Consider the following 23,989-nt stretch of genomic DNA (forward strand, 5'->3'; position numbering starts at 1 on the left):
ACGGGACTACCATTTTTGGGGAGGCGGGCGCTCGGCGTTCTTTCCGTTTTGTTAACCATAATTAGCAATGATGAATTTACCGGCACCATGAGCCAAGGGTGCCTGCGAGAGCGATCAGACGCTCGGCCCATAGCCTTTCGAGGAAGAAGCATGCCAGTCATCTCATTCGCTAATGCCAAGGGTGGTGCCGGCAAGACCACCGCGGCCCTTTTGCTTGCGACCGAACTCGCCCACCAGGGCTACCGCGTGGCCATCCTCGATGCCGATCCGCAGCGCTGGATCACCCAGTGGCACGAGCTTTCCGGACCGCAGCACAATATCGAGGTGATTTCGCAGGTCTCGGTTGCGTCGATCCAGGGCCACCTGCGCGAATCGTCGCGGAACGCCGACTACACGATCATCGATCTCGCCGGGGCCAGGGATGCCATCGTCACGACGGCCATCGGTCTTTCCGATCACGTGATGATCCCGGTGCAGGGCTGCGCGATGGACGCCAAGGGTGCCGCGCAAATCCTCGACCTCATCACGCTGATGGAAGAGACCGGCCGGTTGAAGATCGCCCATTCCGTGGTGCTCACACGGGTTGCCTCGATGGTAACGACGCGCGCCCTTCTGACCATCAAGGGTCTTCTCTCCGCTCGCGGCGTCAACGTCGTGGATACGCCGATCGTCGAGCGTTCCGCTTTTCGCGAGATCTTCGACTGTGGTGGCACGCTCTACGACATGGATGCGTCACGGATCAGCAATCTCGACAAGGCACGCGAGAATGCCCAGGCCTTTGCCGGGGAAGTCCGACGCCTGCTGCCGGTCAAGGTCATTCGGAGCCAGGAGCCAAGGCGACTGTTCCGCATCGTTCGCGACGCTGCTTGATCCTCCCGATCCTCCCGAGCAGTGCGAAAAAAGAGCCGCCAGATGATCGTCTGGCGGCTCTTTTGTATTCTCATGTGCCGTGGGTGGTGAAGCTGGCGTAAGGTCAGTCGATGAATTCGACCGTCACGCCGGCCTTGGTCATCTTGGCCAGTTCGGTGGCGTCCCAATTGGTCATGCGGATGCAGCCGTGGCTCTGGGTGCGGCCGATCTTCGACGGTTCGGGCGTGCCGTGAATGCCGTAGGTCGGCTTGGAGAGCGCCATCCAGACCGTGCCGACCGGACCGTTCGGACCCGGCGGGATCGACAGGACCTTGTCGTTCGCGCCCTGCTGGAAATTGATCTTCGGATTGTAGGTGTATCCGGGATCAAAGGCGATGCGCTCGACTGTGACGGTACCCGAGGGCGACGGAGTGTCGGTAGAGCCGATGCTGGCCGGATAGGCCGCTATCAGCGAGCCGTCGGCGCCGTAGGCAAAGATCTGCTTCAGGCCCTTGTTGGCGACGATCCGTGCGACCTCGCCCTTCTTCGTCTGTCCAGGATCGACGACCTTGATGATGGTGCCCGGAATGGTGAAGTCGACACCCGGGTTGAGCGCGCGCAGATAGGCCTCGTCCATGTGGAACTTCTCGGCCAGCATTTCGGCAGTCGAGGTGAATGACAGCGCCGGGAGTTGCGCCTTGTGGGCGTAGTCCTCGGGGATGGCCGCGACGTAAGGGCCGGCCGCGTCGCCGGGCGTGATGGTGTAGGACGTGATCGCCAGGCCGCCGGAGAGACGGAGGCGCTCGAGGATGTCCTCGGCATTGTTCGGATCGATGGTCTCCCCGGTGATCTGCTGCCAGGCGACCAGCGCCTTGTTGACGTTCTGGCCCATCTTGCCGTCGATCACGCCGGGGGAGACGCCCTCCCGGTCGAGGAAAACCTGCAGCGCGGTGATTTCCAGTTGCGAAAGATTGCTCTTCACCGGGATGTCGGGGGTCACCGTGCGGGTCGGGGGCTGTTCGGCGGGCGGTGCCATGTCCGGTCCACCGGAGGGCATGCCGGGCAGCGGTTCGTCGAGCGGCTGGCGATCGATCACGCCGGGGCCGGGGATGGCACCGGTGACAATGCCGTCATCCTCCCAGCCGGGTTGCGGCGCTCCGAAATCGTCGTAGGCGTCTGGAGCCCGGGCCTGGCGTTGCCGCGGGAAATAGGTCTCCGCCGGGATTTCCGTGGCAATGAGATTGCCGAATCGGTCGATGAGCACCCGGCGGCCCATATTGTCCCGACTGATCACGACTTCGCCCTCTTCGGGCATGTAATCGAGAAGATCACCCTCAGGGGAGACCAGCAGAACCTGGCTGTTGCGATAGCCATAGGGATCATTGGCAAGGGCGGGTGCGGCGACGGCCGCCAAAAGGGCGGCGACGGAGGCAACCATCACTCCAGCTTTGATCATATCGGCCACGATTCACTCCTTCTTTTCTGACTGAACCTACAACGCGCCAAATTTGACACTAGTGTGGAAAAGGTGAATTCATGGTGAATATTGTTTTAAAATCCGCTCGCTAGAAAGATTTGAAGCGGAGGAGGCGGGGCCGGCTGGGGTGGTACTGCCGTAACATCGTGAGGGGGACGATGCAGAACGATTTCGAGATAGATCATTTCCTGCCGTATCGGCTTGATCGCGCGGCCGAGCGGATGAGTTCGCATTTCATGCGCTTCTGCGGCGAGAGCGAGGAGATTACCTGGGCGGAGTGGCAGGTCTTGTGGTCGCTCGGCGAGAAGGTGCATGCGACGGCAAAGGCAATCTGTGGCCATTCCGGACTGAGCAAGACCAAGATCAGCCGGGCGGTGAAGGCGCTCGAGGATCGCCGCTGGCTGGAGCGCCATCGTGATCGCGCGGACCGCCGATTCGAGCTTCTGACCCTCACACAGGCCGGCATGGAAGGTTATCGGCGGCTCAAGCTTCGCGCCGGGGACTATCAGCGCTGGCTTGAGGGAAGTCTCGATTTGCCGTACCTCACAGCGATCGACGACGGATTGTCCGGCGTCGAGACGATGATCGCCAGCGGGCAGCTTCAATCGCTTCTGCCGCCGGTCGAGGAGCCTGCCGCATGATGAAATTCAATGGGTCCAAAGGGCCGGTGCTTTCGCTGGACGAGGGCTCGGTGCTCGATATCGGCGGCTGCATGGTCGATGGTGTCGATCTCGCGCCCGGCCGCGCCATTCCGGACGATGGCGATCCGCGCATCGATCACTCGCTCGAGGGTTTTCTGTTCACCTGCGGTCCCGATCATATTCGCCATCCTGAACCGATCCGAGGAGGCAAGGCAGGCTCATATCCGCTGCACGGCTCCTTCTCCTCTAATCCGGCGCGTGAGGTGGCGGTCTCGGGCGAAGGAAACGACCTCGAATGCCGCGCCGTCGTCGATGTGGCGTTGGCGGACGGCGGAAGCGCGCGTCTCGACCGCCTTTGGCGCATCAACGGGACCACGGGCGAAGTCGGCCTCGCCGATACGGTGACCAATACCGGGTTGAGGGCTTTCCCGGCCTTCCTGATGTACCATATGAACCTTGGGGCAAAGCACCTTGACGACGGCGTGCGGCTCGAAGGTGCCATGCTCGACGGCGGCGGCTTTCCCTGGGCCTTCGGCGAGGGCGATGGCGGCGTGTTCTGCGTGCCGGCCGGAAAGGGCGGATGGGCCGAGGTCCGGCTCGGACCGATCGCCGCGATCGGCGGCAAGACGCTTCTGGTGCGCTTCCGCACCGATACGCTGCCCTTCCTGCAGGTCTGGCGCAATCAGGCGGCGCCCGCCCATGTGCTCGGCATAGAGCCGGTCTCGCATCGCTGGGAGCCGCGCGCCAAACTCGCCGAGCGCGGCGAACTCGTCGATCTCGCACCGGGCGAAAGCCGCGAATACGCGCTCTCCTTCGCCTTCGTCTGACACTGCCATGGCCCGTGGAACGGGGCGGTCGGCAATTGACGACCGCGCATGCCCATCGTAGATGTTTGCCCCTCGCAAGCAGGGAGCACGCCATGAACATTTCGCAGATCAACGACGAATATTCCGTGACCGGCCAGATCTCAGTCGATGATCTCGACACGATCAAGGCGCTCGGCTTCAAGTCCATCGTCTGCCATCGGCCCGACGGTGAAGAGGCCGGCCAGCCGTCCTTCGCCGAGATCGCGGCGCGCGCCGAAGAACTGGGCCTCAAGATTGCCCATGTTCCCGTCGGCCCGATGGGTGTCACGCCCGAGGCCATTTCCGGCATGGTCGATGCGCTCGACGATTTTGACCGACCGATGCTCGGCTATTGCCGTTCGGGGGCGCGTTCGACCGCAGTTTACCAGAAGAGCCAGCACCTGCGCGGCTGAGCGCGCTAGGACCGCTTTGGCGGGTCGTGCCGCCTTTCCATCCCATCACCTTCAACAGGAGTATTTCCATGACCATCAAGCGTATCGAGCCGGGCGCCCGCATGAGCGGCGCCGTCGTCCACGGCAACACCGTCTATCTGGCCGGCCAGGTCGGCGACGGCACGTCCGTCACCGAACAGTCGAAGTCGGCGCTGGCCGAAGTCGAACGCCTGCTGGCGCTGGCCGGCTCGGACAAGTCGAAGATCCTGCAGACGATCATCTATCTCTCCGACATGTCGACCTTCGGCGAAATGAACGCCGTCTGGGAAGCCTGGATCGACCCGAAGAACCCGCCGGCCCGCGCCACCAGCGAAGCCGCGCTCGCGACCCCGGACTACAAGGTCGAATTCATCGTGACGGCTGCTATCTGATCGCCTTCACTATCCGAAACAAGAAAAAGGCCGGGATCGCTCCCGGCCTTTTTCGTTTGTTCTGAACGACTTGTCAGGTCTTCTCGCGAATCTGCGTCAGCGTCTTCATCGGCGTTATCGCTTCCGGGTCGAGCTTGATCTCGATGATCGATGGCTTGCCGGAGGCGCGGGCGCGCTCGAAGGCTCCGGCAAAATCCTCCGTCGCCTCGACGGTCTCGCCGTGGCCGCCATAGGCGCGGGCGAAGGCGGCGAAGTCGGGGTTGGTGAGGTCGGTGGCGCTGACGCGGCCGGGATATTCGCGCTCCTGGTGCATCCGGATCGTGCCGTAAATGCCGTTGTTCACCAGGCAGACGATGATCGGCAGGTCATAGCGGATGGCGGTGGCGAATTCCTGGCCGTGCATCATGAAGCAGCCGTCACCGGCAAAGCAGATGACTTCGCGGTCCGGATGCAGCGCCTTGGCGGCGACGGCGGCGGGCAGGCCGTAGCCCATCGAGCCGGAGGTCGGGGCGGCCTGGGTGGCGAAGTCGCGGAAGCGATGGAAGCGGTGGACCCAGGTGGCGTAATTGCCGGCGCCGTTGGTGAAGATCGTGTCCTCGGCCGTGTTGGCCTCGATCCAGTCCATGATCGGCCCCATGCGGACCGGGCCGGGGCCTTGCGTCGGTGGCGTCGACCAGGAGAGATAGGCGGCGTGCATGGCCTCGGTGCGGGCGGCCCAGACGGGCTGTTCCGGCGCCTTCAGCGCCTTCAGCGCGCCGACGAACTCGACCGGAGCGGCACAGATGGCGAGGTCCGGGCGATAGACGCGGCCGAGCTCGGAGGGGTCCGGATAGACATGGACGAGCGTCTGCGACGGGTAGGGCACGTCGAGCAGCGTGTAGCTGGAGGACGGCATTTCCGAGAAACGGCCGCCGATCAGCAGCACGAGATCGGCCTCCTTGATCTCCCTCGACAGCGCCGGATTGATGCCGATGCCGACGTCGCCCGCATACGAGGCGTTCAGGTGGTCGAACAGCATCTGGCGGCGGAAGGAGCAGCCGATCGGCAGCTTCCAGCGGTTGGCGAAATCCTCGAACTCGGAAACGGCCTGCTTGGTCCAGCGTGTGCCGCCGAGAATGGCAATCGGGCGCTTGGCGGCGCTCAGCATCTCGCCCAGCCGCTCGATCTGCGACGGTCCGGGATGGGCTTCGACCGGCATGGCGGGTTTGGCTGCCGGCGCCTCGACTTCGTCCACCAGCATGTCTTCCGGCAGCGACAGCACGACCGGGCCGGGGCGGCCGGAGGTGGCGACGGCAAAGGCGCGGGTGACGAATTCCGGGATACGGCGGGCGTCGTCGATCTCGCCGACCCATTTGGCGAATTCGGTGAAGGCGCGGCGGTATTCGACCTCCTGGAAGGCCTCGCGTTCGCGCATGTCGCGGCCGACCTGGCCGATGAATAGGATCATCGGGATCGAATCCTGGCGGGCGATGTGCAGGCCGGCGGAAGCATTGGTCGCGCCCGGGCCGCGGGTCACCATGCAGATGCCGGGCTTGCCGGTGAGGCGCCCCCAGGCGTCGGCCATCATCGCGGCCCCGCCTTCCTGGCGGCAGACAAGCGTCTCGATGCCGCTGTCGTGCAGCGCATCGAGAACGGCCAGATAGCTCTCGCCCGGCACGCAGGAGACGCGTTCGACCCCGTTCGCCTTCAGTGCCTCGACGATCAGTTCCCCGCCGGTCTTTTTCATCGGTCTCTCTCCCTTTCGATCTTAGCCAGTTCGGCGAGTATTTCTTCCTGGTGTTCTCCCACGCGCGGGCTCGGGCGTTCGTAGCGCAGCGGCGTTTCGGACAGTACGATCGGCGTGCGGACACCCGGAATGACGTTGCCCTCGGCGTCCTCGAGGTCGATGCGCAGTTCGCGGGCTTTCACCTGCGGGTCGTCGAACATCTCGGCGATCGAGTTGATCGGCCCGGCCGGAACGGCATTGGTCTCGCAGGCGGTCAGCAGGTCGCGCTTGGCCCATTTCACCGTCTCGCCGGTGACGATGCGGCGGACTTCCACCTTGTTGGCGACTCGGGCCTTGTTGGTGGCAAAGCGTTCGTCCTCGGCCGCGGTTTCGATCCCGAGAATGGCGCAGAGGCGCCTGAACTGGCCGTCATTGCCGACGGCAAGAATCAGGTGGCCGTCGGCGGTCGGTACGACCTCGTAGGGGCTGATGTTGGGATGGGCATTGCCGAGCCGGACCGGGGCCCTGCCGGAGATCAGGTAGTTGAGGTTCTGGTTGGCCAGCACCCCGGACATGACGTCGAGCAATGCCATGTCGACGAACTGGCCTTCGCCGGTCTTCATCGCGTGGATGAGTGCCGCCTGTATGGCGGTCACCGCATAGATGCCGGTGAAGATGTCGGCGATCGCCACGCCCGCCTTCATCGGCTGGCCGTCCGGCTCGCCGGTGATCGACATGAAGCCGGACATGCCCTGGACGATGTAGTCATAGCCGGCGAACTCGGCGTAAGGCCCGTTCTGGCCGAAGCCGGTGATCGAGCAGTAGACGAGCTTCGGATTGACCGCCTTCAGGCTTTCATAGTCGAGTCCGTATTTCTTCAGGCCGCCGAGCTTGAAGTTCTCGATCACCACGTCGGAGGTGGCGGCGAGGCGTCGGACGATCTCCTGGCCTTCCTCGGTCTTCAGGTCGACGGCGATCGAGCGCTTGTTGCGGTTGGTCGAATGGTAATAGGCGGCCGACAGGTTCTCGCCGTCCTTGCCCTCGACGAAGGGTGGCCCCCAGGCGCGGGTGTCGTCTCCGCCTTCCGGGTTTTCCACCTTGATGACGTCGGCGCCCATGTCGGCCAGCATCTGTCCCGCCCACGGGCCAGCCAGAACGCGGGCGAGTTCAAGGACACGGATGCCGGCAAGCGGCGGTTTCTTCGGTTGCGTATCGGTCATGGAATGTCCTGTCATGGCGCAAGCGTGGCGTTCTCGGAGACCGGCTTCGAGGAGAAGCGGCGCTCCCGCCAGATGATGAAGAGGCCGGACCCGACGATGATGGCGATGCCCAGCCATTTGATGGCATCGGGGAAGTCGCGGAAGACCAGCCATCCGAAGATCGTGGTGGTGACGATCTCGAGATATTGCAGCGGCGCGAGCGTCGAGGCCGGCGCCGAGCGATAGGCATAGACGCCGAATATGCCGGAGACCGCCGCGGCCAGGCCGACGCCGGTCATCCACACCAGGCTGGTGAGGTCGGGCAGGCTCGGCGCGAAGGTCGCCGGCAGGCTCCGGCCGAAGAATGCGATCGCCGCAAGCGAGATCAACAGCCCCCAGAAGCCCGTTTCGATCTGCATCGACCAGGGGTCCTCGCGATGGGCGAGCCTGCGGGTGAGGATGGCGAAGATGGCGACGCAGAGCGCCGAGACCGCCGGCAGCAGGGCGATGAAGCCCACCTGCTCGAAGGTCGGCTGGATGATCAGGAGCGCGCCGCCAAATCCCACCGCGCAGGCGCTGTAGCGGCGCCAGCCGATGGTTTCCTTGAGAAATATGCTCGACAGGATGGTCAGGATGATCGGCTCGATGAAGAAGATCGCCAGCGCGTCGGCAACCGACATGACCGAGAGCGCGGTGACGTAGCAGACCATCGAGAGCGCGATCAGGCCGCCGCGGGCGATATGGGAGCCGGTATTGGCCATGGAGAAACGCGGCAAGCGCCTGCGCCAGACGAAGATCGGCAGCATGAAGACCATCTGGAGCAGGAACCGCACCGCGGTGATCTCCATGGGCGAGGTGGTCTCGGTGGCGAGCTTGGAGAAGATGTCGATGAAGGGCGCGATCAGCACCGCGGCGACCATCAGTAGCAGGCCGATCGTCACATCCGGGGACGGGGCGGGCAGGGCCGGCGCGGATTGTCCGGGTGGGGTGGTCATCGCTGCCTTGCTCTTTTGCGGTGCGGCCCGCGTACAGCTTTGCGCCTGCGGTGCTTCGGACAAATTACGTTGAACTATCTATAACTTCGCACCGAGCCGGAAGCACTTGAATTTCTCTCATGGGATCATTCCGTTTCGGCATCGCGAGCGCCTCGGGCCTTAACTGTCGCGGCAGACGCCGTTACCGTGTCACACCATGCGACGAAATCGGCGGTGGCCTCTTCACGTCCGATTTCATTCAGGGTTTCGTGGCGCATGTCGGGATAGATCCGCGTCGTGACCGCCGAAAAACCAAGCCGGGCGAGCCGCCGGCTCAGCCATTGGACGGCCCTGGCATTGTCGGTCGCGGGATCTTGTCCGCCGCCGACCAGATGAATAGGCCTCGCCTCTGGCAGCCGGTTCAACTGCTCGACCGACGCACCGCGAAAGGTCAACGTAAAGACGTCGCGCCACATCGAGACGCTGGCGTCGAAGCCGCACAGCGGGTCGTTCACGTAGGCATCGACTTCCCGTGGATCACGCGACAGCCAGTCGGCGTCGGTCCGGCGGTTGGGGATGCGCTTTCCCCAGGCGAGGAAGGTGGCGCGGGGGAGGATCTGGCTCGGCACGTCGGAGCCCTTGAGCATGCGCTCGATCGCCAGCACCAGCAGGGCCAGCCGTCCGGCGGGGCCGGGATGGAGATTGGAATTCCACACCGCCAGCGCATCGAAGGCGTCAGGATGATCGGTTGCGGTGTTGAGCGCAATGAGGCCGCCCATGGAATGGCCGAACAGGATGACGGGCAGGCCGGGATATTGCCCGGCCGCGAAGTCTCGCAAGGCCAGCGTATCGGCGATCACCAGCCTCCAGCCTTCGCGCCTGGCAAAGCGTCCGGGGGGCGCGTCGGGCGCCGTGGTTTCTCCGTGGCCGCGGTGGTCATGGGAAAAGACGTGATAGCCCGCGGCCGACAGCGCTTCGGCGAATCGGCCGTAGCGGCGTGAATGTTCCGCAAGGCCGTGGCAGACCACCAGGATGCCCCTGGCCGGCGAAGTCGCCGGCAGATGGCGGTAGCTCAGTTCCGCGCCCGTGACGGTCGCGATCCGCCGAGTGGTTTCGAATGCCATTCCCGTTCTCCTTGGCCCGGGGTCAAGGGTTTAATGGCATCGGCCCCTGTCGCAAAGGAAATCTTTAGACAGGTCGGTCAGGATGCGCACGAGCCAACGGGGGAAGTATGATGAACGGCACGAAAGGCGTCGTGGCGGATCGGGCAGCATGGCCGCTCGGTCCCTTCCTGCTGTTTGTGGCCGTCCTTTCCGGTCTGATCGCGCTCGACATGGCCGATGGCAGCTCGATCGTCGCCGACATCGACGACCAGATGCGTTATCTGCAGCTTCGCCATCTGATGGACGCCGGCGCATGGTTCGACATGCGGCTGCCGATGATCACCATGCCGGACGTCTATGTCTCGCCCTGGTCGAGGCTCGTCGATCTTCCTTATGTCCTGCTCACCTCGCTGTTCGGATTGTTCGTTGCGCCCGAGGTCGCTCTCAAGTCCGCGACGCTCGCCTGGCCGCCGATCCTGTTCCTGCCGTTCGCCGCCATCTCCTTCCTGGCGATGCGGCGGCTCAACGGTCGTCGAGAGATGAAGCCTATCGGGCTGATGGCGGCGGTGATCGCCATGGCGCTGGCGGCGAGCGAGTTCGCGCCCGGCCGCATCGATCATCACAATGTCCAACTGGTGCTGATGGTCACCCTGCTCTGGGGACTCGCCGCATGGTCGTCCGCAGGTGCGGTGGCGGTCGGCCTATCCGCAACCCTTTCCGTCGTCGTCGGTCTCGAATGCCTGCCCTTCGTCGTCATCGCCTTTGGCGGAATGGTTGTCGCCTATGGCCTCGGCTGGCCGGGGGCTGCAGGTTTCCTGCGCCGCGCCAGCGCCTCCATGTTTGTCACCACGATCTTCTCGTCGCTCGCCTTTGCCGGGCCGACGGGCATGACATCGGTCCAATGCGATGCATTCTCCGCTCCCTACATCAGCGCGATGGCCGGATTTTCGGCCATTCTGTGGGGGGCGGCGCGCTTTCTGCCGGAGCGGACTCGACCCCTCCCGCGTTTCCTGCTGCTGGGGGGGCTCGGGCTTGTGGGCTGTGGGGCGCTGGCCTTGGCCTTTCCGCTGTGCCTTTCCGGCCCCTATCAGATGATCGATCCGGTCTCGAGGGCGCTGTGGCTCGACCGAGTGGTCCAGGAGCATGATATACTTTATTTCCGTCAGCAGGGACGGATCGGGCTGATCATGCTGATCGTGCTTTCCGCACTCGGCCTGGTCGCCTGGCGAAGTCTGCCGCTTGCGCGGGAAGTCGGGGGAAACTGGCCGGGTTATCTGGTGGCATGGCTCGTTGCGCTGTTGTCGCTGGTGCTGACCATGGCTCTCATCCGCTATATCCGCTTTCCCGCTTCGCTGATGGCGCTTTTCATTCCCGCCGTCGTCGACAGTTTCGTCTCCGGCCGGACGACGAGAACGGCGGGGCAGAAACTGGCCTGGCTGGTGCCGGGCGTCCTGGCGGCCCTCGCGCCGATCCTGATCTTTCTCATTGTGCCGCAGGAAGCGACCCGCATGGACGCCGTCCATCTGATGTCCGCGGATGATTGCCGCGACGAGGATTTCTCCGTGCTTCAGGGTCTTGCGCCCGGCATTGTCATGGCACCCATCGGCCTGTCCCTCAATCTGATCGAGCGGGCGCCGGCGGGCATCTCCGTGGCGGCGGTTCCCTTCCACCGGGCCTCGCCCGGTATCCGGCGGAGCCTGCTTGCCTTCACCACACAGGACCCCGACGTGCGCCGCTCAGCGCTTGAACCGTTCGATTATGTGGCGATCTGCCGTTTTCCGCTCGATCCGGCACAAGAGACGGCGCCGCTCTTTGCCGCTTTGGCTTCCGGCGGCACATGGCCGGGCCTGGTGCCGGTCGCCGGTCCGACCGAAACCCGGCTGCAGGTCTTCTCGATCGACCACGCCGCTTTGAACTAACGCAATTGCGGCCTGGCCGGACGAGAAAAGCGGCTCCTCGACGCCCATGCGCATTGCCCCGTGCGGCGCTTTCGCCTACATAGCGGCAAAATCCCTTTACGCCTGCGGAGCAATTCAACACGATGGCACGCCAGTTCATCTATCACATGTCGGGACTGAACAAGTCTTACGGCGCCAAGAAGATCCTCGAAAACGTCAACCTGTCCTTCTATCCGGATGCCAAGATCGGTATTCTCGGCCCGAACGGAGCGGGTAAGTCGACCGTGCTGCGCATCATCGCCGGCAAGGACAAGGAATTCACCGGGGAAGCCTGGCTCGCCGAAGGCGCGACCGTCGGCTATCTGGAGCAGGAGCCGCACCTCGACCCGACCAAGACCGCCTTCGAGAACGTCATGGAAGGCGTGGCCGACAAGCAGGCCGTGCTCGACCGCTACAACGAACTGATGATGAACTATTCCGACGAGACGGCGGATGAAGGCGCCAAGCTCCAGGACATCATCGACAGCCAGAACCTCTGGGACCTGGAACAGCAGGTCGAAATGGCGATGGAAGCCTTGCGCTGCCCGCCGAAGGATGCCGACGTGACCCTGCTTTCGGGCGGTGAGCGTCGTCGTATCGCGCTCTGCCGCCTGCTGCTGTCGCAGCCGGACCTGCTGCTGCTCGACGAACCGACCAACCATCTGGACGCCGAGACGATCGCCTGGCTGGAAAAGCACCTGCGCGACTATCCCGGCGCCGTGATGATGATCACCCACGACCGCTACTTCCTCGACAACGTCACGGGCTGGATCCTTGAGCTCGACCGTGGTCGCGGCATCCCTTACGAAGGCAACTACTCCGCCTACCTCGCCGCCAAGGCCAAGCGCATGCAGCAGGAATCACGCGAGGAAGCCGGTCGCCAGAAGGCCCTGTCGCGCGAGCAGGAATGGATCGCCTCCAGCCCGAAGGCCCGTCAGGCCAAGTCGAAGGCCCGTATCAAGGCCTATGAACAGCTGGTGGATGCCGCCGAAAACATCCGGCCCGGCGATGCGCAGATCATCATCCCGGTCTCCGAGCGTCTCGGCAACGTGGTCATCGAGCTGGAAGGCATCACCAAGGGTTTCGAAGGCCGCACGCTGATCAAGGACCTGTCGATCAAGCTGCCGCCGGGTGGCATCGTCGGCGTCATCGGCCCGAACGGCGCCGGCAAGTCGACGCTGTTCAAGATGATCACCGGCCAGGAAAAGCCGGATGCCGGCACGATCCGCATCGGTGATACCGTACATCTCGGTTATGTCGACCAGAGCCGCGATGCACTCGACGGCAACAAGACCGTCTGGGAGGAAATCTCCGGCGGGGCCGAAGTCATCAAGCTCGGCAAGTTCGACATGAATTCCAGAGCCTATTGCGGCGCGTTCAACTTCAAGGGCGGCGACCAGCAGCAGAAGGTCGGCAATCTCTCGGGTGGTCAGCGTAACCGCGTTCACCTCGCCAAGATGCTGAAGGCCGGCGGCAACGTCCTGCTGCTCGACGAACCGACCAACGACCTCGACACCGAAACGCTGGGGGCGCTGGAAAGCGCGCTGGAAGCCTTCGCCGGCTGCGCGATCATCATCTCGCACGATCGCATGTTCCTCGACCGCCTGGCGACCCACATCCTGGCCTTCGAGGGCGACGGCCACGTCGAATGGTTCGAAGGCAACTTCGAAGACTACGAAGAGGATAAGGTCCGCCGGCTCGGCCCCGATGCCCTCAACCCGGGCAGCCAGGCTTACAAGCGCCTGACGCGCTAAGCCTGCAAACCCTCACAGAAACCCCGGTTCGCCGGGGTTTTTTGTTGTCGCCTTGCAGGTAGGGCCGGGCAACGCCGCCGGGGTTGCGAGCGCGTTAGTCGTGACCTGTGGTTCACCTCAACCACTGTCTGTGCATTTTGCCCTTGCACAGGAATTTCAGTCGATATAAAGATATCTTTATATCTTGATTGGATGCGACATGGCGGCAAGCATGAAATTCGGCGTCGATGCCCTGGTGGAACTCTTGAAAGCGGCCGGCGAGCCGACGCGGCTGCGCTTGCTGGCTCTGCTTTCCGCCGGCGATCTCACGGTCACCGATCTCACCGATATTCTCGGCCAGTCGCAGCCGCGCATTTCGCGTCATCTCAAGCTCTTGACCGAGGCCGGTCTCGTCGACCGCTATCAGGAGGGGGCCTGGGCCTATTTCCGGCTCAAGCAGGACGGTGATGCGGCAGCACTGGCCAATGCCCTCCTGGGGGCGACCGACGTGAACGATGCGGTTCTGGTGCGCGACGGCGAACGTCTCGCGGCGGTCAAGCGGAACCGGGCCGAGCGCGCCCAGGAATACTTCAATCTCAACGCGTCCGAATGGGACGAATTGCGCCGCCTGCATGTGGATGATGGCGCAGTCGAGGCCAAGCTGCTGGAACTGATCGGCAGCGATACGGTCGATGCGCTGCTCGACCTCGGCACCGGCACCGGGCGCATTCTCCAACTCCTGCAAAACAGCTATCGCCGGGCGACCGGCATTGATGCCAGCCGCGACATGCTTGCCGTGGCGCGCGCCAATCTCGACAAGGCCGGCGTCGTCAAGGCCTCGGTGCGCCACGGCGACATCCTCAACCTGCCGCTCGACGGCAACGAATACGATATCGTCATCATCCACCAGGTGCTGCATTTCCTCGTCCAGCCGGAAATGGCGCTTGCTGAAGCGAGCCGCATGCTGAAGCCGGGTGGGCGGCTGATCATCATCGACCTCGCGCCGCATGCGCTGGAATATCTGCGGGAGGAGCATGCCCATGTGCGGCTCGGCTTCTCGCACCAGACGATGGCCGAGTGGCTGACGAAATATGGGCTGACGGTCGAGAAGTCCGTGGACCTGCCGCCGGAGAGCTCGGCAACAAAGGGACTGACCGTCACCATCTGGCTTGCCCGACAGGGCGCCAATTCCTCCGCAACCCCCATCAACGGGTCCGCCGACCAGACCGGGAGCAGGTGAATGGCTATCAAGCATGATCGTAACGTCCCGCCCGCCCAGCGCCTGCGCTACTCCTTCGAGTTCTTCCCGCCGAAGTCGGAGGACATGGCCGACCAGTTGTGGAAGACGGTGGACGAGCTTTGCCTCTGGGACCCCGACTTCGTCTCCGTGACCTACGGCGCGGGCGGCACGACGCGCGAGCCGACTCTATCGACCGTCAGGCGGCTGATCGCCGAGACACCGCTTCGTACCGCCTCGCACCTGACCTGCGTGGGAGCGACGAAGGAGGAGGTGCATCAGGTCGTCGAGCAATTCCGAGCCGTCGGCGTGAATCATTTCGTGGCGCTTCGCGGCGACCCGCAGGACGGCATGGGTACGGCCTACCAGCCGCATCCGGGCGGTTATGCCAATGCCGCCGAGCTGGTCGCGGGTTTGCGTGAGCTGGGTGATTTCGAGATCTCGGTATCGGCCTATCCGGAAAAACACCCGGAAAGCCCGGACGAGGCAGCCGACATCGACATGTTGAAGCGCAAGGTGGACAATGGCGCCTGCCGCGCGCTGACCCAGTTCTTTTTCGATAACGATGTTTTCGAGCGCTATCTCGAGCGGGTGAGGGCGGCCGGGATATCGATCCCGATCGTTCCGGGCATCATGCCGATCCAGAATCTCAACCAGTTGAAGCGTTTCGCCTCGATGTGCGGCGCGACCATTCCAGGCTTCCTGGACAAGCGGTTCGCCGGTCTCGACGAGCAACCGCAGGCGCGGGCCGAGGTTGCAGCCGAGGTCGCGGCCGAGCAGATTGCCGATTTGTCGGCGCGTGGCATCGCCGATTTCCATCTCTACACGATGAACCGCTCGGCGCTGGTCAATGCGACGCTTCGCAATCTCGGCCTCGAGCCGAAAGGCCGGCGGAGCGAAGGAACGGGTGCCGCGGCCTGATGCGGCGGTCATCGGCGGCAAAAAAAGGCGCATCTCCGAAGGGATGATGCGCCTTTCTTTGTGAAACTGGAAAGCTCTACTGGCTTGTTTCGGGCCTGACCGCTGACGGTTCCTTCGAGGCCTTGTTCAACTCATGTGGTTCAGATGAACAGCATTGTGGCGATGAACACAAACGCCGCACCGACGATCAGGACATTGAGAGAGTTCGTAAGTCCCATGTCTGCCTCCTTGTGTTGACCGTTAGATAATATGTCGGATTTGTGTCGCAAGGAAAGCGATTAATGTGCTGCAGTGCCGTCGAAGACGGTGGAAAACTTGTCGCACCCCCGCGCAGTTGTAGAAAATTCAACCGCTTGGCGCATTTCAGCGTTTGTTAATGTTGCTTAACAAGCGTGATCGGCAGGGCGGGCGACCGCCTCCAAAGAGCACAGTTGGCCACCGTGATCGCCTCTATGCTGCGCTGCGGTGGAATACCGGCAGGCGACCGTCGAGGACCAAAAGGGCGATGCCGATCAGCAGCATTCCGACCAGATCCATAAGCTGAAGAGTTTCCCCGAGGAACAGCGCGCCAAGCAGAATCGCGCTCGGCGGCACCAGCAGCGTGACCAGGGACGCATTGGTGGCGCCGGCCTGCGCCATGATGCGGAAGAAGAGGATATAGCCGAAGGCGGTCGAGATCAGCGCGAGCGCGAGGATCGCGGCTGCCGCTTTGAGCGGGGGAAAGGGGATCTGCCAGGAGTGGTCCACCAGAAGCGCGGTCGGTAGCATGACCAGCGAGGACGCCGTCAACTGACCGGTAGCGGTGACGGGTGCTGGCAGGTCGCGGAAGCGTTTACCATAGGTCGCGGCAAAGCCATAGGAAATCGCCGCGCCGATGGGCAGAAGGACGGCCCAGAGCGGGATGTCGCTGGCGTTCAGCGCACTCGGGCCGATCAGCACCGCGGTGCCGGCAAGTCCCAGCAGCGTGCCGGCGAGCTTGGCGGGCGAGAGCTTCTCGTCCGACGTCAGGCGGTTGGCAATCAGCATGGTCCAGATCGGTGTCGTGGCGTTGAGAATGGCGGCAAGGCCTGCGCCGATTTCCGTCTGGCCGAAGAGAATCAGCGTGTGCGGGATCGCGTTGTTGATCAGGCCGAGCAGCAGGAAGGCCGGCCAGCGTTGCCACAGCGACCGGTAGAGGTCCATGCGGCCATGCAGGTAGACATGCAGTGCCACAGCGGCGATCGACAGACGCAGGAAGGCGAGCGTGACGGGTGGTACATAGGGGACGGCCACCCGGCCGAAGAAGAATGAACCGCCCCAGATCAGCCCGAGCAGGGCCAGCAGCGACCAGGTGGTGGCATTGAGGCGTGGCGGTGTTACGGCGGACATTTTGGCTCCATGAAACTCTCTGGAGCGAGGTTTAGGCGAAGGGCGCTCCTCGGGCCACCCGAAACATGTCGCCTGCCGGCGATCTTCGTGTGGTGGGCTTTGTCGGCCGTTTTGTCCCAAAGCTTGCGTCGATCTGGGCGAGAAGAACCTTCCGCCGGCCGCGATGGATCGCCACGCGGACAAGAAGCGGGCGGCGCAAGTGCTTGTGCCGCCCGTGACCTGGTTAAAGGGCGGCGAGCAGGGCCGGGGTCGCCCAGCCATCCGCCGGCATGCCGAGGCGCTGCTGTTCCTTCTGGATGGCGATGCGGGTGCCGGAGCCGAGAATGCCGTCGATCTTGCCGACGTCATGGCCCATCGCCTGCAGCTTGGTCTGCAGCGCCTTCATCTCGGTATCGGCGAGTCCCGGTTCGGGATTGCCCTTCTGATACGGCTCGGCACCCATTAGCCGGGTGGCGAAATAGGCGGCCGAGGTCGTGTAGATGAACGACTGATTCCATTCGAGATAGATGTTGAAGTTGGGATAGGTGATGAAGGCCGGTCCCTTGCGGCCCTGCGGCAGGACGATCGAGGCCGGCAGCGCGCCAAAGGCGGTGTTGCCGTCGCGCGGCTTGACGCCGAGTGCGAACCAGTCGCCCGCCGTCATGCTGCTGCCGAAGCCGGTCTTCTCCCAGGGCAGGTTGTCGGGTACCACGACTTCCTGGATCCATGGCTCGCCCCGGCGAAAGCCGAGATGCTCGATGAATTTCGCGGCTGTCAGGATGGCATCCGGGGAGCTCTTCTTGACGTTCACATGGCCATCGCCGTCCCCGTCGACCCCGAAGGCGACGATGTCCTTCGGCAGCATCTGCACCTGGCCGATCTCGCCGGCCCAGGCGCCGGTATTGCTGGCCGGATCGAGGTCGCCGTGCTGGACCATGGTGATGAGGTTCAGGAGCTGCGGGCGGAAGAGTTCCGGACGGCGGCAGTCGTGGGCCAGCGTGACGAGGGCGTTGCGCGTGTTGAAATCGCCCTGCACGGCGCCGAAGTCAGTCTCCATCGCCCAGAAGGCGGCGACCACGCCGGCCGGCACGCCGTATTCCTGTTCGGCACGGCCGAAGACTTCGGCATATTGCTTGATCTTCTGGCGGCCGATGTCGAGCCGCGACTGGCTGACGGTGCGCTGCGAGAATTCGAGGAAGGTCTGCTTGAACACGCCTTGCGAGCGGTCGCGCGACAGGACCTTCTGGTCGATCTGCGCGCCGGCAAGCGCCGCATTGGCGGCCTCGGGAGATGCACCCGCGGCGATCGCCTCGGCCTTCACGCCGTCGAGAAATGCGCCAAGGTCACCGCCGCATTGCTGGGCTGTGGCAAAGGAAGTCGTGGCGAGAAGGGCGGTCAGGGCAAGAGCGAGGCGGGAGGCGGTCTTCATGGGGTCATCCTTGCGGTTCTGCGGTGATCTGGCGCTGTGGATCGAGGAAACACCCCGGCCATGACGGCGCCGTGAATGGTTTGACGGAATCCGTACGGTCGCAAACGGCGACCGGCGGAGCGTTCGGGTAACGATATCGGCCGACTTTTTGACCAAAGCGAGATCGTCGCGCGAAAACCGCGGTGTCCGCAGCCTTTTTCGTCTCCAGATCGCGTCGGTCAGCGGTTCGACACGGCCGCCACCCAGTTCTTCCAGTTTTTCTCGGTGCCGGCGAAGACGTTGATGTCGGTGTCGCCCTTGATGCCCGGAACGACACCGGTCGACGTATATTGCCAGAAGGCCCAGCGCCGTGCCGGATAGATTTCTTCCGGATGCTGGGCCACCGCCCGAACCCAGAAGTGATGATCCTGGAAGGCACCCTCAAGATTGTCGCGGTGGAAGTCGACCGAGGTGTAGATGATCGGCCGCTTTCCGTAATGCGCCTCGATGCGGTCCATGAAGCGTTTCATCGCGGCCCTGACGGTCGCCTGATCCGGGCGCAAGGTGCAGGTGGGCGAGGTGGGGTTCCACTCCACGTCGAGCACCGGCGGCAGGTGCATCGACGCCTTCGGCACGTTGCGGATGAACCAGTCGGCCTGTTCGTCGGCCGTCGAGCAGAAATAGTAGAAGTGATAGGGTGCATGCGGAAGGCCGGCGGCGGCGACCTTGCGCCAGTATTCATCGAAGCGCGAATCGATCCTGTCCTTGCCCTCGGTCGCCTTGATGAAGACGAAGGAAACCCCGGATTTCTTCACCTTCACCCAGTCGACGTCGCCGTTCCACTTCGAGACGTCGATGCCGTGCACCTTGTGGTGATGAGGCGTCTTGTCGCCGAAATCCTGCGGGTCCTTGTCCGCAAAGCGCGGAGCCTGGACCGACGCGGTTTCCATCAGGTCATAGCTTGCGGAGGTGCAGCCGCTGACGGCGAGCGCGATCGGCAGGAGGGCAGGGAGAAGCCACCGCATGGAACATCCATTCTCGATTTCGAAGTCATGCCAATCATGCGACGCGCGCATGCGATCGGAAGGGAGCCGACGCATCCCTTCTCTTTCATCATCCTTAAATATCCGTGATTTTCAACTGGCCTGTTGGCAGTTCAGGTGCGAATGACCGCATGCCAGGCGTAGCCGTGACCGATCGGCTCGAATTCCAGCCTTCCATTCACCGATTCTGCCTTGGCCGCCAGAACCCGTTGAAGCGTCGCGCGCGGGGTCACATGGAAACGGGCGAGCCAGCCCTGCAGCAATCGCTTGAACCAGCGCGGAAGCCGTTCCTGCTGGCCGAAGTCGACGACGTGCAGCGATCCGCCGGGCTTGAGTGCCGCAAGCGATGCGTCGATCGCCTTCTCCCAGTCGGGTATCATCGACAAAGCGTAGGAGATCATGATCCGGTCGAAGCCCTCGACCACAAAGACGGCCGGGGTGAAGGCCGTGGCATCCGCCACCTCGAGCTTCGGCATGACCGGCTTGCCGCGGAAATTGGCCTTGGCCGAGACCAGCATTTCGGCGGAAATGTCGAGCCCGAAGAGCCGAGCCGTCGGATAAATCTGGTGAGCCAGCAGGAGATTGCGGCCCGTTCCGCAGCCGACTTCCAGAAGGGTGCCGTCACGCGGCACGTCGAGACGGCCGATCATCCGGTCGCGGCCGAAGAGATAGTATTTGCGCGTCAGGTCGTAAATGTGCCGCTGATAGCGATACATCCCGTCCATGCGCTCGGCATGTTCGGTATCGATGACGGGAGCGACGGTCGGCTCGACGGCCATCAGGCCGTCCTTTCGTAGATATGGAAGCCGCCGTAGATCGCCGACCGGTCCTGCTTGTTGAGTTCCTGCGACCGTTCAGCGTGATAGGTCCAGCGGCTGAGCAGGCCGTCGGCTAGGCGCCCGTCGAGCACGCTCTTTTCGGCCGCGGTGCGGAAGATGACGCGGGCGCCAGGGGCGGCGGTCCGGGTGATCTCGGTCCACAGGTCGGCGAGTTGATCGTCGTTCATCCAGTCCTGGGCGTCGAGCAGGATGTAGCGGTCGACACTACCGGCTGGCTTCGAGGCCAAGAGTTCGGTGAAGCTGGCATGATGAACCGTGACACGCTGCGCATTGGCACGGATCGCCGGGTAGTTCTCCGCCTGGAGATAGGTCGGCAGAATGCCTTCGTGCGGCTTCGGATAGCGCCGGGCAAAGGCCTGCCAGGCAAAGTAATTGTCCTTCATCGGGAAGTGACAGGTGAGCTTTTCCAGCCGGTGACGCAGCACGGGGGCGATCGTGCCGCCCTCGGAAAGGCTCGCCAGTTCGTCATATTGCTGCGGCGGAATGCCGAGCCCGAAGAGAGAGCTCTTGCGGCTGGTCATCCAGCGGATCAGCGGCTTCTCGAACAAGGGCGCGATGCGGTCATCGAAGAACTGGCGCTGCTCGCGCAGCGATTTGGTCCTGGTGATTTCGGTGAGGTCGACCCCGTGCAGCCGTGCCACGAGGTGCCCTGCGCCGATGAAGCGGCCGAGCAGGCCAGTGCGGCAGAAGTTGTGGTCGAAGGCGGTGATCCGGCGCTTGCCGTCGAGGCCACGCCGGTTCCAGTAGGATCGCGTCCAGTCATCGAGATTGGCGGCGATGTAGCGGTCGAAGTTGCGGCTGTTGGTGCGGTTCTTCTCGCCGGCGAACTGGCGCACCACGGTTTCGTGGTCCGGCAGGTGGCGGAACGCGGCAAGCTTCAGACGGTTCAACGCCACATGGTTCGGATTGAGATCGACGACGTCGATGCGGGAGGGGTGGCGCGACAGGTAGGCGAGCATGTTGCAGCCGCCTGAGCCGATCGCGACGATCGAATGGCCCTCGGCAAGCTCCATGGCCTCCATGTCGACCACGGGGTCCTCCCAGATCTGGGCATAGACGAGACCGGAGAACAGCAGCTCGAACAGTCGCTCCGAAAGGCCGTCGCGGCTCAACGGCTTGTGCTGGAGAAGAGCATTCTTCAGCTTGTGGTTCTTGCGAAAGCCGGCATCGGGCGCAACATCGGTCATCTTTGTCAGCCATCCATTGAACGTTGATGGCGTTTAGCCGGGCACTGCTACAGTTTAATGACGTGGCCTGTTGGCCAAGGCCGACCGCTCTCGCTTCGCCAAGAAAGGCGTGCGCAAGCGGTGCGCAGGTGGCTTTTCCGGCTTTCGTGCTTCGGCAGTTCCATGCTTCCATGGCCCAAGACAGGCGGAGGAGACGCGCATGCGACTGTTCGGGAGCATATTGAGGGGAGCCGCTCTTGCGGTCTTCATGCTGGTGGCGGGCGTCATGGTCTGGCTGTCGGTCGCACCACCCGAGCTGCTTCGGGTGGGCACGGGCTATGCGGCGAAGATCGTCTGTTCCAATGTCTTCCTCGCCGGGCGTGATCCCGAGGCGGTGCTGGCGCTCGACGTGCAGGCGCCGGGCCACCCGCTGCTCAGGCTGGTCGGCGTCGATGTCGACACAAAGAGCGGAGTGGTCACGGCGCGCATGCTGGGCGCATTCGCCAGGGGAACCGCGGTCTACCGCGAAGGGCTCGGCTGCGCCAGCGTGCCGGACGGTAACGTCGAGGCGGCACTCGCCTTCTCCGCGCCGGCGGCCGGTTCACCTGCCGTGACGGATGCCGCTGCCACCTGGCCCGAAGGGGAGAAGACCCTGCCGGCCGACCCGCGCATTGCTCCGCTTCTGTCCGACCCGGCCCTTGTCGGTCCCGGCATGCGCGCCGTCGTTGTCGTCAAGGACGGGCGGATCGTCGGCGAGACTTATGGTCCGGGCTTTTCCCCCACGACCCCCTTGCTCGGCTGGTCGATGGCGAAGACCGTCAATGCGGCGATCCTCGCCCGGCTGGTCGAGGAGGGACGCCTCGCTCTCGACGATACCCGGCTTTTGCCCGAATGGAGCGACGAGCCCCATGCGTCGATCCGGCTGCGCGACCTTCTGGCGATGGAGAGCGGGCTCGAATTCAACGAGGACTACGGTGACGTCGCCGATGTCACCCGCATGCTCTATCTCGAACCGGACATGGCGGGCTTCAGCCTGGCGAAGCCGGTGCTCGCCGGCACGGGCCAGCGATTCGGCTATGCCTCGGGCACCAGCGTGCTGCTTGCCCGCATCTGGATGAGCCGGTTTGCCGATCCGGCGCAGGCGCTCGCCTATCCGCGCCAAGCCCTGTTCGATCCGCTCGGCATGACCAGTGCCGTGCTGGAGGCCGACGCCTCGGGCACCTTTGTCGGCAGTTCCTATCTCTATGCCACGGCCCGCGACTGGGCGCGATTCGGCCAGTTGCTCGTCGATGACGGCGTGTGGAATGGGAAACGCCTGCTGCCGGAGGGGTTTGTCGCGGCGATGCAACGGCCGACGGCCGCATCCGGCGGGCGCTATACCGAGATCCAGGCCTGGCAGGTCGGTCCGGGCGACGAACCAGACGAAAGCTTCGGCCTGACGCCCGAGACCTTCTGGCTGCAGGGGCATGACGGGCAGGTGGTCGCCGTCATCCCATCGCAGCGGCTGGTCGTCGTTCGCCTGGGCCTCACCCCGTCTCGGCTCGGCTACAGGCCGCAGAATCTGGTGAAGGCGGTTTCGGATACGACAAGATGATCGGCGGTGGGCAGCACCCGCGCATGGATCGATCGCGCGACGAGGAACCATCCGGCGTCAGCGGGAGGTATCAAAGGCGCGCACCGGCCGGGACCGGTGGCATGGCGCTTACATGAAGTCCGGCTGGAGCACGTGGAGCATGCCCTTGCGCTTGGCGTCGTAGTAGAAACCGCGCGAATAGTGCCGCACCGCGCCATCGGGGCTCTTGTCGGCGACCAGCCAGGCACCCTTCAGGTACTTGATCGCGTATTTCAGATTGGTTTCGGCGTCGAACAGGCCGGAGGCCGGGCCATCGTAGCCCATCGATTTGGCAGTCGCATATTTGATCTGCATCAGGCCGTAGTGGCCGTTGTTGTAGGCGGTGGGCTTGTAGGTGCTCTCGCGGTTGACGACGCGGTGGATCAGCGATTCGGGCATCTGGTAGATCGCGGCATATTTCTTGATCAGCGCATTGATCACCGTCGGACCTGAGGTGGCCGGCTTGGTCGCTTCCATTAGAGGGGCTGGACCCGGCGGCGTGACGTCGAATTGCGAATCCAGTGCGGCGAGCGATGTCGCGGCGGACGGTGACGCATAGGCGAGGGCACCACCGGCGGGCTTGGCGACCGGCACGATCGTCTGCTGCGCGGTCACTTCGGGCGGCAAGACGGCGGGATCGGCTGTGTCCGTCGACAGGGGCAGCGTGGTCACCGTATTCGGGGACGACGGCATGGCTGCGGTCTGGATGGCGATATTCTCCTGCCCCGCCGCCATGGCCTGAGCCGCAGGGGTTGCCGCGGAATTTGTCAGTGCGACGGCCTTGAAGGTCGGGATCGGCGCAGGGGTGGCAGTGCCGGGAATGATGGGCGCCGGCTCGGCCACTGCATTGGGATCAACGGGCGCCGGCAGTGTGCTCGCCGCTTCGGCGGACGCCGTCTGGGCCTGGCTGGCCGCGCTGCCGGCGACCGGATTGGCCTTCAGTTCCTGCTTGGCGGCTTCTTCCATGCTGCTGGTGCAACCGGCCAGACCCGCAAGCAGAGCCACTGCGAGGCCGAGGTGCAATCCGTGGTCTCTCTTTGCGATCATGCCGACTTCCCAATCAATCCCCGAGGAGCAAGCAAAGCGAGCGCCCTCCATTTGTATTCCGTTGTCATAATGGATGGGCTAAA

Annotated in this window: 21 protein-coding genes; 10 read left to right on the forward strand and 11 right to left on the reverse strand. The window is 63.8% G+C overall.

The annotated features are described in order from the left end of the window. The first annotated feature begins 150 nt into the window (after positions 1-150). Positions 151-870 (forward strand): ParA family protein, encoded by a 720-nt coding sequence (locus RHIZ70P_RS03935; RefSeq protein WP_115669097.1) that lies wholly within the window; start codon positions 151-153, stop codon positions 868-870. Between the two features lie 103 nt (positions 871-973). Here the strand turns inward: RHIZ70P_RS03935 and RHIZ70P_RS03940 are convergent, their stop codons facing one another. Further along, complete coding sequence (locus RHIZ70P_RS03940) at positions 974-2,305, reverse strand: L,D-transpeptidase (protein ID WP_115669498.1); 1,332 nt, start codon at positions 2,303-2,305, stop codon at positions 974-976. A 179-nt stretch (positions 2,306-2,484) separates the two neighbouring features. Here RHIZ70P_RS03940 and RHIZ70P_RS03945 point away from each other — a divergent pair, with 179 nt between their 5' ends. The 4 genes from RHIZ70P_RS03945 (at position 2,485) to RHIZ70P_RS03960 (ending at position 4,635) form a co-directional block, all read left to right on the forward strand. Beyond that, on the forward strand, positions 2,485-2,967 hold the full coding sequence (locus tag RHIZ70P_RS03945) for a MarR family winged helix-turn-helix transcriptional regulator (protein ID WP_115669098.1): 483 nt from the start codon (positions 2,485-2,487) through the stop codon (positions 2,965-2,967). After that, complete coding sequence (locus RHIZ70P_RS03950) at positions 2,964-3,794, forward strand: DUF4432 family protein (RefSeq protein WP_115669099.1); 831 nt, start codon at positions 2,964-2,966, stop codon at positions 3,792-3,794. The genes RHIZ70P_RS03945 and RHIZ70P_RS03950 overlap by 4 nt, the downstream gene beginning before the upstream one ends. Positions 3,795-3,886: 92 nt before the next feature. After that, on the forward strand, positions 3,887-4,225 hold the full coding sequence (locus RHIZ70P_RS03955) for a TIGR01244 family sulfur transferase (RefSeq protein ID WP_115669100.1): 339 nt from the start codon (positions 3,887-3,889) through the stop codon (positions 4,223-4,225). Positions 4,226-4,293: 68 nt separating this feature from the next. Continuing rightward, positions 4,294-4,635 carry a RidA family protein gene (locus RHIZ70P_RS03960; protein ID WP_028735589.1) on the forward strand — a complete coding sequence of 114 codons (342 nt, stop codon included), beginning with the start codon at positions 4,294-4,296 and terminating at the stop codon, positions 4,633-4,635. Positions 4,636-4,708: 73 nt separating this feature from the next. On the opposite strand, the gene RHIZ70P_RS03965 is transcribed toward RHIZ70P_RS03960, so the two are convergent. The 4 genes from RHIZ70P_RS03965 to RHIZ70P_RS03980 all read right to left on the reverse strand — a co-directional run bounded on the left by RHIZ70P_RS03965 (position 4,709) and on the right by RHIZ70P_RS03980 (position 9,637). Further along, positions 4,709-6,361, reverse strand: a complete 1,653-nt coding sequence (locus RHIZ70P_RS03965; protein WP_115669101.1) for a thiamine pyrophosphate-binding protein — start codon at positions 6,359-6,361, stop codon at positions 4,709-4,711. After that, entirely contained in the window at positions 6,358-7,560 is a 1,203-nt protein-coding gene (locus RHIZ70P_RS03970; protein ID WP_115669102.1) for a CaiB/BaiF CoA transferase family protein, read from the reverse strand. The genes RHIZ70P_RS03965 and RHIZ70P_RS03970 overlap by 4 nt, the downstream gene beginning before the upstream one ends. An 11-nt stretch (positions 7,561-7,571) precedes the next feature. Then, a complete protein-coding gene (locus RHIZ70P_RS03975) occupies positions 7,572-8,534 on the reverse strand; it encodes a DMT family transporter (RefSeq protein ID WP_115669103.1) in 963 nt (320 codons plus the stop codon). Positions 8,535-8,659: 125 nt separating this feature from the next. After that, entirely contained in the window at positions 8,660-9,637 is a 978-nt protein-coding gene (locus RHIZ70P_RS03980) for an alpha/beta hydrolase (RefSeq protein WP_115669104.1), read from the reverse strand. Positions 9,638-9,747: 110 nt separating this feature from the next. Here RHIZ70P_RS03980 and RHIZ70P_RS03985 point away from each other — a divergent pair, with 110 nt between their 5' ends. The 4 genes from RHIZ70P_RS03985 to metF all read left to right on the forward strand — a co-directional run bounded on the left by RHIZ70P_RS03985 (position 9,748) and on the right by metF (position 15,444). Continuing rightward, the gene (locus tag RHIZ70P_RS03985) at positions 9,748-11,535 is read left to right on the forward strand and encodes a hypothetical protein (protein WP_147293961.1); all 1,788 of its coding nucleotides are present in this window, start codon (positions 9,748-9,750) and stop codon (positions 11,533-11,535) included. Between the two features lie 122 nt (positions 11,536-11,657). Further along, positions 11,658-13,307: an energy-dependent translational throttle protein EttA gene (ettA, locus tag RHIZ70P_RS03990; protein WP_115669106.1), complete on the forward strand. Its 1,650-nt coding sequence runs from the start codon at positions 11,658-11,660 to the stop codon at positions 13,305-13,307. Positions 13,308-13,518: 211 nt separating this feature from the next. Further along, complete coding sequence (locus tag RHIZ70P_RS03995; RefSeq protein ID WP_115669499.1) at positions 13,519-14,526, forward strand: ArsR/SmtB family transcription factor; 1,008 nt, start codon at positions 13,519-13,521, stop codon at positions 14,524-14,526. Continuing rightward, on the forward strand, positions 14,527-15,444 hold the full coding sequence (gene metF / locus RHIZ70P_RS04000; RefSeq protein ID WP_115669107.1) for a methylenetetrahydrofolate reductase [NAD(P)H]: 918 nt from the start codon (positions 14,527-14,529) through the stop codon (positions 15,442-15,444). Positions 15,445-15,894: 450 nt separating this feature from the next. On the opposite strand, the gene RHIZ70P_RS04005 is transcribed toward metF, so the two are convergent. The 5 genes from RHIZ70P_RS04005 to RHIZ70P_RS04025 form a co-directional block, all read right to left on the reverse strand. Continuing rightward, the gene (locus tag RHIZ70P_RS04005; protein WP_115669108.1) at positions 15,895-16,812 is read right to left on the reverse strand and encodes a DMT family transporter; all 918 of its coding nucleotides are present in this window, start codon (positions 16,810-16,812) and stop codon (positions 15,895-15,897) included. A 223-nt stretch (positions 16,813-17,035) separates the two neighbouring features. Then, positions 17,036-18,220: a lytic murein transglycosylase gene (locus tag RHIZ70P_RS04010; RefSeq protein WP_115669109.1), complete on the reverse strand. Its 1,185-nt coding sequence runs from the start codon at positions 18,218-18,220 to the stop codon at positions 17,036-17,038. Between the two features lie 218 nt (positions 18,221-18,438). After that, complete coding sequence (locus RHIZ70P_RS04015) at positions 18,439-19,224, reverse strand: GH25 family lysozyme (protein ID WP_115669500.1); 786 nt, start codon at positions 19,222-19,224, stop codon at positions 18,439-18,441. 131 nt (positions 19,225-19,355) lie between these two features. Further along, positions 19,356-20,021 (reverse strand): class I SAM-dependent methyltransferase, encoded by a 666-nt coding sequence (locus RHIZ70P_RS04020; protein WP_115669110.1) that lies wholly within the window; start codon positions 20,019-20,021, stop codon positions 19,356-19,358. Continuing rightward, positions 20,021-21,268 carry a DUF3419 family protein gene (locus tag RHIZ70P_RS04025; protein ID WP_115669111.1) on the reverse strand — a complete coding sequence of 416 codons (1,248 nt, stop codon included), beginning with the start codon at positions 21,266-21,268 and terminating at the stop codon, positions 20,021-20,023. The genes RHIZ70P_RS04020 and RHIZ70P_RS04025 overlap by 1 nt, the downstream gene beginning before the upstream one ends. A 199-nt stretch (positions 21,269-21,467) precedes the next feature. On the opposite strand from RHIZ70P_RS04025, the gene RHIZ70P_RS04030 reads away from it, so the two are divergent. Next, positions 21,468-22,841 (forward strand): serine hydrolase domain-containing protein, encoded by a 1,374-nt coding sequence (locus tag RHIZ70P_RS04030; protein ID WP_115669112.1) that lies wholly within the window; start codon positions 21,468-21,470, stop codon positions 22,839-22,841. 108 nt (positions 22,842-22,949) lie between these two features. Here RHIZ70P_RS04030 and RHIZ70P_RS04035 read toward each other — a convergent pair whose 3' ends face one another. Next, positions 22,950-23,906, reverse strand: a complete 957-nt coding sequence (locus RHIZ70P_RS04035; protein WP_115669501.1) for a lytic transglycosylase domain-containing protein — start codon at positions 23,904-23,906, stop codon at positions 22,950-22,952. Between the last annotated feature and the right edge of the window lie 83 nt (positions 23,907-23,989).

It is taken from the genome of Paenirhizobium selenitireducens ATCC BAA-1503 (genome assembly GCF_900492185.1).
Taxonomy (GTDB): domain Bacteria; phylum Pseudomonadota; class Alphaproteobacteria; order Rhizobiales; family Rhizobiaceae; genus Allorhizobium; species Allorhizobium selenitireducens_A.

Excerpts from the sequence above, each read along its gene's own strand:
- metF (WP_115669107.1), top strand. The coding sequence starts at position 14,527 with ATGGCTATCAAGCATGATCGTAACGTCCCGCCCGCCCAGCGCCTGCGC.
- RHIZ70P_RS04030 (WP_115669112.1), top strand. The coding sequence starts at position 21,468 with ATGCGACTGTTCGGGAGCATATTGAGGGGAGCCGCTCTTGCGGTCTTC.
- RHIZ70P_RS04025 (WP_115669111.1), bottom strand. The coding sequence starts at position 21,268 with ATGACCGATGTTGCGCCCGATGCCGGCTTTCGCAAGAACCACAAGCTG.
- RHIZ70P_RS04020 (WP_115669110.1), bottom strand. The coding sequence starts at position 20,021 with ATGGCCGTCGAGCCGACCGTCGCTCCCGTCATCGATACCGAACATGCC.
- RHIZ70P_RS03995 (WP_115669499.1), top strand. The coding sequence starts at position 13,519 with ATGAAATTCGGCGTCGATGCCCTGGTGGAACTCTTGAAAGCGGCCGGC.
- RHIZ70P_RS03955 (WP_115669100.1), top strand. The coding sequence starts at position 3,887 with ATGAACATTTCGCAGATCAACGACGAATATTCCGTGACCGGCCAGATC.
- RHIZ70P_RS04005 (WP_115669108.1), bottom strand. The coding sequence starts at position 16,812 with ATGTCCGCCGTAACACCGCCACGCCTCAATGCCACCACCTGGTCGCTG.
- RHIZ70P_RS03965 (WP_115669101.1), bottom strand. The coding sequence starts at position 6,361 with ATGAAAAAGACCGGCGGGGAACTGATCGTCGAGGCACTGAAGGCGAAC.
- RHIZ70P_RS04015 (WP_115669500.1), bottom strand. The coding sequence starts at position 19,224 with ATGCGGTGGCTTCTCCCTGCCCTCCTGCCGATCGCGCTCGCCGTCAGC.
- ettA (WP_115669106.1), top strand. The coding sequence starts at position 11,658 with ATGGCACGCCAGTTCATCTATCACATGTCGGGACTGAACAAGTCTTAC.
- RHIZ70P_RS03985 (WP_147293961.1), top strand. The coding sequence starts at position 9,748 with ATGAACGGCACGAAAGGCGTCGTGGCGGATCGGGCAGCATGGCCGCTC.
- RHIZ70P_RS03960 (WP_028735589.1), top strand. The coding sequence starts at position 4,294 with ATGACCATCAAGCGTATCGAGCCGGGCGCCCGCATGAGCGGCGCCGTC.
- RHIZ70P_RS03980 (WP_115669104.1), bottom strand. The coding sequence starts at position 9,637 with ATGGCATTCGAAACCACTCGGCGGATCGCGACCGTCACGGGCGCGGAA.
- RHIZ70P_RS03950 (WP_115669099.1), top strand. The coding sequence starts at position 2,964 with ATGATGAAATTCAATGGGTCCAAAGGGCCGGTGCTTTCGCTGGACGAG.
- RHIZ70P_RS03940 (WP_115669498.1), bottom strand. The coding sequence starts at position 2,305 with ATGATCAAAGCTGGAGTGATGGTTGCCTCCGTCGCCGCCCTTTTGGCG.
- RHIZ70P_RS03945 (WP_115669098.1), top strand. The coding sequence starts at position 2,485 with ATGCAGAACGATTTCGAGATAGATCATTTCCTGCCGTATCGGCTTGAT.
- RHIZ70P_RS03970 (WP_115669102.1), bottom strand. The coding sequence starts at position 7,560 with ATGACCGATACGCAACCGAAGAAACCGCCGCTTGCCGGCATCCGTGTC.
- RHIZ70P_RS03975 (WP_115669103.1), bottom strand. The coding sequence starts at position 8,534 with ATGACCACCCCACCCGGACAATCCGCGCCGGCCCTGCCCGCCCCGTCC.
- RHIZ70P_RS04010 (WP_115669109.1), bottom strand. The coding sequence starts at position 18,220 with ATGAAGACCGCCTCCCGCCTCGCTCTTGCCCTGACCGCCCTTCTCGCC.
- RHIZ70P_RS03935 (WP_115669097.1), top strand. The coding sequence starts at position 151 with ATGCCAGTCATCTCATTCGCTAATGCCAAGGGTGGTGCCGGCAAGACC.
- RHIZ70P_RS04035 (WP_115669501.1), bottom strand. The coding sequence starts at position 23,906 with ATGATCGCAAAGAGAGACCACGGATTGCACCTCGGCCTCGCAGTGGCT.